The following is a 7,426-nucleotide window of genomic DNA, read 5'->3' on the forward strand; positions in this document are numbered from 1 at the left end:
GGCGGGGAGAGGTTAGAGCCCGCGCGCTGTGCCTCATGTGAAAAACAACACTCACTCATCCAGCACCCATGTGTCCTTGGTGCCGCCGCCTTGGCTCGAGTTAACCACCAGAGACCCCTCCTTCAGCGCCACGCGGGTGAGGCCGCCGGGCACGATGGTGGTGCGGTCGCGGCCGGTCAGCACGAACGGCCGGAGGTCGACATGGCGTGGCGCCAAGCCCGAGGCGACGCAGGTCGGGCAGGTCGACAGCGCCAGCGTTGGCTGGGCGATGAAACCTTCCGGCTCGCGCTTGAGCTTGTCGCGGAACGCCTCGATCGTCGCTTTCGTCGCGGCCGGACCGATCAGCATGCCGTAGCCGCCGGAGCCGTGCACCTCCTTGACGACGAGCTCGCCGAGATGGTCGAGCACGTAAGAGAGATCCTGCGGCTCGCGGCAGCGCCAGGTCTGCACGTTCTTCAGGATCGGCTCCTCGGCCAGATAGAACTTCACGATATCCGGCATGTAGGAGTAGATCGCCTTGTCGTCGGCGATGCCGGTGCCGACCGCGTTGGCGAGCGTGACATTGCCGGCGACATAGGCCGACATCAGCCCGGGCACGCCGAGCGCCGAATCCGGGCGGAAGGTGAGGGGATCGAGGAAGTCGTCGTCGACGCGACGGTAGATCACGTCGACCCGCTTCAGCCCCTCGGTGGTGCGCATGAACACCTCGTCGTTCTTGACGATGAGGTCGCGGCCCTCGACCAGCTCGATGCCGAGCTTGTCGGCCAGGAACGAGTGCTCGTAATAGGCTGAATTGTAGATGCCCGGCGTCATCAGCGCCACCGTCGGCTCGGCCGAGGCGCTGAGCGGCGCGACCGAGCGCAGGCACGACAATAGCTCGTCGGGGTAGCGCTCGACCGGCGCGACGCGGTGGCGCGCGAACAGGTCCGGAAACAGCCGCATCATGATCTCGCGGTTTTCCAGCATGTAGGACACGCCCGACGGCGTGCGCGCATTGTCCTCCAGCACGATGAAATCGTTGGCATCGACGCGGACGATGTCGATCCCGGCGATGTGGACATAGACGTCGTGCGGCACGTCCTGGCCGTTCATCTCCGGCCGGAACACCGGGTTCTGGAAGATCAGGTCATCCGGCACCACGTTGGCGCGCAGGATGTCGCGGCCGTGATAGATGTCGCGCAGGAACATGTTCAGCGCCTTGACGCGCTGCTTCAGCCCCTTCTCCAGCAGGGTCCATTCCTTGGCCGCCAGGATGCGCGGGATCACGTCGAACGGGATCAGCCGCTCCTGCGCCTCGGCCTCGCCATACACCGCGAAGGTGATGCCGATACGCCGGAACAAGAGCTCCGCCTCGTGGCGGCGATATTCCAGCGCCTCCGGTGGCGTTTCCTTCAGCCACCGCGACAGCTCCTGATAAGCCTGACGGACGTCGCCGCCCGGCTCGTTCATTTCGTCGAACGCAACTGCCATAGATGCCCGTGTGTCCCAGCCTCGTCATACACTGCATGACTCCGGAGGATGGTAGCAAGGGGCGGGCCAGCGCGATATGCATTCTCCGGCGGCATTTCGTGGGGGTTGCGGAAATCGTGCCCGAAAAACCGGCTGCATGATGCTCAAATCCGCGGCATAGACTGCGACGTTCCGGATGACATTGGCGCCGAGGCGGGCCAAAAGAGACTGGACATGCGAGGAGAAACCATGAGCGAGATCGTCACCGCGGGGTTGCTGGTCATCGGCGACGAGATCCTGTCCGGCCGGACCAAGGACAAGAACATCGGCTTCATCGCCGAATACCTGACCAATCTCGGCATCGACCTCAAGGAGGTGCGGGTGGTCTCGGACGACGAGGGCGACATCATCGCCGCGCTGGATGCGCTGCGGCACCGCTACACCTATGTGTTCACGACAGGCGGCATCGGGCCGACCCATGACGACATCACCGCTGATTCGATCGCCAAGGCGTTCGGTGTCGGCATCGACCATCATCCCGAGGTGGTGGCGCGCTTCCGCGAGCGCTGGAGCGAGCAGGAGCTCAACGAGGCCCGGCTGCGCATGGCGCGCATTCCCGACGGCGCCGAGCTGATCCAGAGCGCGACCATCCTGGCGCCGGGCTTCAAGCTCGGCAACGTCATCGTCATGGCCGGCGTGCCCTCGATCATGCAGGCGATGATGGACATCGTCGCGCCGAAGCTGAAATCGGGCGTGCGCATGCTGTCGGAGACCGTGCGCGCCAACGCCCGCGAGGGCGACATCGGCGGCCCCTTGCGCGAGATCGCCAAGGCGCACCCGGACACCATCATCGGCAGCTATCCGTTCATCGACGAGGACCAGAGGCCGAACACGCACCTCGTGGTGCGTTCGCGCGACCAGGAGAAGCTGTCGGCGGCGATGGCCGCGGTGAAGGAGATGCTCGCCGGGCTGAACGGGACGCGGTAGGCTTGCGACGACCGATGAGTTTTGCAGCCAAGTCCACTGTCATTCCGGGGCAATCGTCAATGCGAAGGCGCGAAGCGGCGAAGCGTTGACGATTGAACCCGGAATCCCGAGATTGTTAGGAATGAACGCAAGACAAGCTCGGGATTCCGGGTTCAAGGCCTGCGGCCTTGCCCCGGAATGACGGGAGTTGTGGCAGAGCAGGGCTGACAACAGGCGGCTGACAAGGACGGACCAGACGAGATGGCGGACAAGACCTTGAGCGCAGAGGAACGGGCGGGCCGGGCCTTCCCGGTGTCCTGGGACCAATTCCACCGTGACTGCCGGGCGCTGACCTGGCGGCTCAACGAGATCGGTCCATTTCATGCCGTGGTGGCCATCACTCGCGGGGGGTTGGTGCCGGCGGCCATCGTGGCGCGTGAGCTGGGCGTGCGCGTCATCGATACCATCTGCATCGCGAGCTATGATCACACCAAGCAGGGCGAGCTTCAGGTCCTGAAGGGCATCTCGCCCGACGCCGCCCAGCTCGGCGGCGGCACCGGCAAGGGGATCCTCATCGTCGATGACCTCGTCGACACCGGCAAGACGGGACGCATGGTCCGGGAGCTTCTCCCCGACGCGCATTTCGCCACCGTTTACGCCAAGCCGAAGGGCCGTCCGCTGGTCGATACCTTCATCACCGAGGTGTCGCAGGACACCTGGATCTTCTTCCCCTGGGACACCGCGCTGTCGTTCGCGCCGCCGCTGCGCGACGGGGCCGCGTGAGCAGGAGCGAATGGCGAATAGGGGATAGCGAATAGGGAAACCGGGTGGCCGAGGCGTTCGCAATACGCTACTCGCCATTCGCTATTTCGCCAGCCCAGGGGCTCGTCATGCCGCTGCAGAACCGCGTCACCCCGACGGGCGACATCGTCGCCACGCCGCACCGCGGGCTGTTCACCGGCAATCGCGGCATCATCCATGATCCCGCGACCAGGACGCTGCTGCGGAAGCGCTGGTCGAGCCCGGCTTGGCTGGTCTGCGTGTGCGAGTTCCGCGGCAAGCGCCGCGAGGTGATGGCGACGCGGAGCTGGACCGAGCTGTTCTTCCTCGACGAAGCCACCGCGCTCGCCGCCGGCCACCGGCCGTGCTTCTACTGCCGTCGCGAGGATGCCAACCGGTTTCGCGCGGCATGGGAGCAGGGCAACGGCGTCAGCGAGGCGCGAGCGTCCGAGATCGACAAGGTGCTGCACCAGGAGCGGCTGGAGCGCGGCCGCAAGCGGCTGCATCCGCTGCCAGTGCCGATCGATAATCTGCCCGACGGAGCAATGGTGCAGGCGGGCGAAGAGAGCTTCGTGATTTTGCGGGGCAGCGCGCTGCCGTGGTCGTTCGCCGGCTACGGCGATGAGCGGGGTGACCTTGCTGCGCCGCTGCTGCTCACGCCGCCATCGACCCTGCGCGGGCTCCAGGCCGGCTATCGGCCCGTGCTGCATCCCAGTTCACAGCCGCTGTAGGGTGGGCAAAGGCGCGCACCAATGCGCCATCCCCACACATCAGTGCCGGAGCGCCGTGCCCACCATCCATCAGCGAGCGCTGCCGCAAGTTGGTGGGCACGGCGCCATCAGCATCTCGTGCTTGGAGACGGCACGGCTGCGCCTTTGCCCACCCTACAGAACCTCACGCGAACCGCTGCCGCGCGAGCTTCGCGCCGCTGCCCAAGGCCATCAGCTTGGCCTCGGCGATCTCTCGCCGCATCGGCGCCATACCGCAATTGGTCGTGGCGATGATGTTCTGCTTCGGCACCACCTTCATGACGTCCTCGAGCGTCTTGCAGACGTCCTCGGCGGTCTCGATCTCGTCGCTCGCGACATCGATGACGCCGGCCTGCACGATCTTGTTCTTCAACAGCCCGAGCAGCTCGATCGGCACCTTCGAATTGCGGCACTCGACCGCGACCTGCTGGATCGCGCTGGCGTCGATCACCGGGAAGGTCTCCTCATATTGACGCCACTCGCTGCCGAGCGTCTCCTTCCAGTCGGTGTTGGCCTTGATGCCGTAGCCGTAGCAGATGTGGACGGCGGTCGGGCAGGTCAGGCCTTCGGCGGCGCGCTCCAGCGCCTTGATGCCCCAGTCGCGCACCTCGTCCATGTAGACATTGAAGGCGGGCTCGTCGAACTGGATCATGTCGATGCCGTCGTCGTGCAGCGCCTTGGCTTCCTGGTTCAACAGCTCGGCAAAGGCGAAGGCCATCTTGACGCGGTCGCCGTAGTAGTTGTCGGCGATGGTGTCGATGATGGTCATCGGTCCCGGCAAGGTGAACTTCACGGCGCGCGTCGTGTGCGTGCGGGCGATGCGGGCCTCGTCGCCATGGACGCGGCCCTTGAGCGACAGCGGCGCCACCACCTGCGGCACCATCGCCTTGTAGCGGTCCTTGCGGATGCCCATCTCGACCTTGTGCGCGAAGTCGATGCCCTCGACGCGCTCGAGGAAGCCGTGCACGAAATGCTGCCGCGACTGCTCGCCCTCGGTGAGGATGTCGATGCCGCAATCCTCCTGCAGCTTCAGCGCCAGGATGGTCGCGTCGCGCTTGGCGCGGGCGAGCTCGTCGCCCTTCGACTTCCACGGCGCCCACAGCACGTTCGGCTCGGCCAGCCATTCGGGCTTGGGCAGCGATCCTGCGATGGTCGATGGAAACAGCATGGTCGGACTCTCCGGCGTCGGGGCGGTCAGGCTTGAGCGCCTGTCTGCCATGGCTTACCCTCCAGGTACAGAAGAACGAAGCCGCGCCATGCGTTCCGCAGCGCGGGATAATGGTCCGCGGGAAGCCATCCGGGGGAAGCAAGACGAGGATGATCGATCTCTATTATGCGCCGACGCCGAACGGCTGGAAGATCTCGATCATGCTCGAGGAACTCGGGCTGCCCTATGCCGTCATTCCCGTCGACATCCGGGCCGGCGACCAGTTCAAGCCGGAGTTCCTGGCGATCAGCCCGAACAACCGGATTCCGGCGATCGTGGATCGCGCGCCGGCCGGTGGCGGCGAGCCGTTCGCCGTGTTCGAGACCGGCGCCATCCTGATCTATCTTGCCGACAAGACCGGGCGCTTCTTGCCAACGGAAATGCGCGCGCGCTCGCGCGTGATCCAATGGGTGATGTGGCAGATGGCCGGGCTCGGGCCGATGATGGGGCAGCACGGGCATTTCGCGCTGTATGCGGCAGAGAAAGTGCCCTACGCGATCCAGCGCTACCGCGACGAGGTCGCGCGCCTGTTCCACGTACTCGACGTCCAGCTCGGCAAGACCGGCGCCTATGTCGCCGGCGATGACTACACGATCGCCGACATCGCCTGTTTCCCGTGGATGATGACGCACAAGGCGCAGAGCTTTTCGCTGGACGATTATCCGAACATCAAGCGCTGGTACGCGCTCTTGCGCGCGCGGCCGAAGCTGCAGGCGGGGCTTGCGATCGGCAAGTTCGTCAAGGAGCCGTTCAACGACGAGACCCGCCACGTGATGTTCGGCGCACGAGCGAAGGAGATGACCGGGAGATCGTGAGCGAGCGCGACGGCGTCGCGAGGTGCGGGGGGCCAGACCATTCAGACTATCCGTCGCCGCCCCTGGATTGCTTCGTCGCTCCGCTCCTCGCAATGACGGTGGAGGGGGGCGCACTAGCTCCCTCCGCCGTCATTGCGAGCGCAGCGAAGCAATCCAGGGGCGACACGAACGGTCTCAATGGAATCCGCCGCGCTCTCGATGACGAACTAATCAAGACCTTGAGGACAACACGATGATCGAATTCTTCTTCGACTGCTCCAGCCCCTGGACCTATCTCGCCTTCCACAACATCCAGCCGCTTGCCCGCGAGTTCGGCGTCGACATCGTCTGGCGGCCGATCCTCGTCGGCGGCATCTTCAACACCATCAATCCCAGCGTCTACGCGCAGCGGGAGAAGCCGGTGCCGGCTAAGGCGGCCTATATGCTGAAGGACCTCGGCGACTGGTCGCGCTCGGCGGGGCTGAAGATCAAGATGCCGCCGACGGTGTTTCCGGTGAACAGCGTCAAGGCGATGCGCGGCTGCATCTGGCTTGGGGAAGGCATGGTGCCGTTCGCGCGCGCCGTGTTCGAGATCTACTGGGGCGAGGACCAGGACATTTCGCAGGATGCGGTGCTCGCCGAGGTGTGCCGGCGTGTCGGCGTCGATGCGAAGGCGATGTTCGACGGCATCGCGCAGCAGGGTATCAAGGATCAGCTCCGCATCAACACCGAGGAGGTCGTCAAGCGCGGCGGCTTCGGCTCGCCGACCATCTTCGTCGATGTCAATGACATGTATTTCGGCAACGACCGCCTGCCACTGATCCGCGAGGCGCTGGCGAAGCGGCGGGCGGCCTGATGCCGCGCGCGATCGTCTGCCGCGAGCTGGGCCAGCCCGAGAAGCTGCGGCTCGAGGAATTGCCGTCACGCGTGCTGGGTGAGACGGAGGTGCGGGTGAAGATCCGCGCCGCAGGCATCAACTTCCCGGACATTCTGATGGCCGCGGGCGAGTATCAGCTCAAGCCGGAGCTGCCGTTCACGCCGGGGGTCGAAGCCGCGGGTGACGTGATCGAGGCAGGTGCCGCGGTGACGGATCATGCGGCCGGCGACAAGGTGATCGTCCGCATGCGTTTCGGCGCCTATGCCGAGGAGGCGGTGGTCGCGGCGAGCCAGCTCACGCCGCTGCCGTCGCCCTTCGACTATGCGGAAGGGGCGACTTATCTCGCCGGCCATGGCACGGCGCATCACGCGCTGGTCGACCGCGGCCAACTCAAGCCGGGCGAGACGTTGCTGGTGCATGGCGCGGGTGGCGGAGTCGGGCTTGCCGCGGTGGAGCTCGGCAAGCTCCTCGGCGCGACGGTGATCGCTGCGGCGTCATCGGAGGAGAAGCTCGCGGTCGCCCGCGCGCGCGGCGCTGATCACCTCGTGCTCTATGCGCGCGAGCCGTTCCGCGACGCCGTCAAGCGCATCACCGACGGCCGCGG

Annotated in this window: 8 protein-coding genes; 6 read left to right on the top strand and 2 right to left on the bottom strand. The window is 65.7% G+C overall.

The genetic code is table 11. From position 1 onward, the window contains the following. Nucleotides 1-51: 51 nt before the first annotated feature. Nucleotides 52-1,470 (bottom strand): circularly permuted type 2 ATP-grasp protein, encoded by a 1,419-nt coding sequence (locus tag BRAS3809_RS28175; protein ID WP_008965411.1) that lies wholly within the window; start codon nt 1,468-1,470, stop codon nt 52-54. A 228-nt stretch (nt 1,471-1,698) separates the two neighbouring features. Here BRAS3809_RS28175 and BRAS3809_RS28180 point away from each other — a divergent pair, with 228 nt between their 5' ends. The 3 genes from BRAS3809_RS28180 to BRAS3809_RS28190 all read left to right on the top strand — a co-directional run bounded on the left by BRAS3809_RS28180 (nt 1,699) and on the right by BRAS3809_RS28190 (nt 3,926). After that, the gene (locus tag BRAS3809_RS28180) at nt 1,699-2,436 is read left to right on the top strand and encodes a competence/damage-inducible protein A (protein ID WP_008965412.1); all 738 of its coding nucleotides are present in this window, start codon (nt 1,699-1,701) and stop codon (nt 2,434-2,436) included. A 240-nt stretch (nt 2,437-2,676) separates the two neighbouring features. Further along, nucleotides 2,677-3,198, top strand: a complete 522-nt coding sequence (gene gpt, locus BRAS3809_RS28185; protein ID WP_008965413.1) for a xanthine phosphoribosyltransferase — start codon at nt 2,677-2,679, stop codon at nt 3,196-3,198. Nucleotides 3,199-3,305: 107 nt separating this feature from the next. Beyond that, entirely contained in the window at nt 3,306-3,926 is a 621-nt protein-coding gene (locus BRAS3809_RS28190; protein WP_008965414.1) for a hypothetical protein, read from the top strand. 163 nt (nt 3,927-4,089) lie between these two features. Here the strand turns inward: BRAS3809_RS28190 and BRAS3809_RS28195 are convergent, their stop codons facing one another. Further along, nucleotides 4,090-5,112: a methionine synthase gene (locus BRAS3809_RS28195; protein ID WP_008965415.1), complete on the bottom strand. Its 1,023-nt coding sequence runs from the start codon at nt 5,110-5,112 to the stop codon at nt 4,090-4,092. 149 nt (nt 5,113-5,261) lie between these two features. Here BRAS3809_RS28195 and BRAS3809_RS28200 point away from each other — a divergent pair, with 149 nt between their 5' ends. The 3 genes from BRAS3809_RS28200 to BRAS3809_RS28210 all read left to right on the top strand — a co-directional run. After that, on the top strand, nt 5,262-5,966 hold the full coding sequence (locus tag BRAS3809_RS28200; RefSeq protein ID WP_008965416.1) for a glutathione binding-like protein: 705 nt from the start codon (nt 5,262-5,264) through the stop codon (nt 5,964-5,966). A 232-nt stretch (nt 5,967-6,198) separates the two neighbouring features. Then, nucleotides 6,199-6,801 carry a 2-hydroxychromene-2-carboxylate isomerase gene (locus BRAS3809_RS28205; protein WP_008965418.1) on the top strand — a complete coding sequence of 201 codons (603 nt, stop codon included), beginning with the start codon at nt 6,199-6,201 and terminating at the stop codon, nt 6,799-6,801. After that, a partial coding sequence (locus BRAS3809_RS28210) for an alcohol dehydrogenase catalytic domain-containing protein (protein WP_035659141.1) occupies nt 6,801-7,426 on the top strand: 626 nt, incomplete at its 3' end. The genes BRAS3809_RS28205 and BRAS3809_RS28210, both read left to right, overlap by 1 nt.

The sequence above is a fragment of the Bradyrhizobium sp. STM 3809 genome, from assembly GCF_000239795.1.
Classification (GTDB): Bacteria; Pseudomonadota; Alphaproteobacteria; order Rhizobiales; family Xanthobacteraceae; genus Bradyrhizobium.

Bases quoted from the DNA above. Each gene is read 5' to 3' on its own strand.
- BRAS3809_RS28190 (WP_008965414.1), top strand. From the start codon at position 3,306: ATGCCGCTGCAGAACCGCGTCACCCCGACGGGCGACATCGTCGCCACG.
- BRAS3809_RS28195 (WP_008965415.1), bottom strand. From the start codon at position 5,112: ATGCTGTTTCCATCGACCATCGCAGGATCGCTGCCCAAGCCCGAATGG.
- BRAS3809_RS28200 (WP_008965416.1), top strand. From the start codon at position 5,262: ATGATCGATCTCTATTATGCGCCGACGCCGAACGGCTGGAAGATCTCG.
- BRAS3809_RS28180 (WP_008965412.1), top strand. From the start codon at position 1,699: ATGAGCGAGATCGTCACCGCGGGGTTGCTGGTCATCGGCGACGAGATC.
- BRAS3809_RS28175 (WP_008965411.1), bottom strand. From the start codon at position 1,470: ATGGCAGTTGCGTTCGACGAAATGAACGAGCCGGGCGGCGACGTCCGT.
- gpt (WP_008965413.1), top strand. From the start codon at position 2,677: ATGGCGGACAAGACCTTGAGCGCAGAGGAACGGGCGGGCCGGGCCTTC.
- BRAS3809_RS28205 (WP_008965418.1), top strand. From the start codon at position 6,199: ATGATCGAATTCTTCTTCGACTGCTCCAGCCCCTGGACCTATCTCGCC.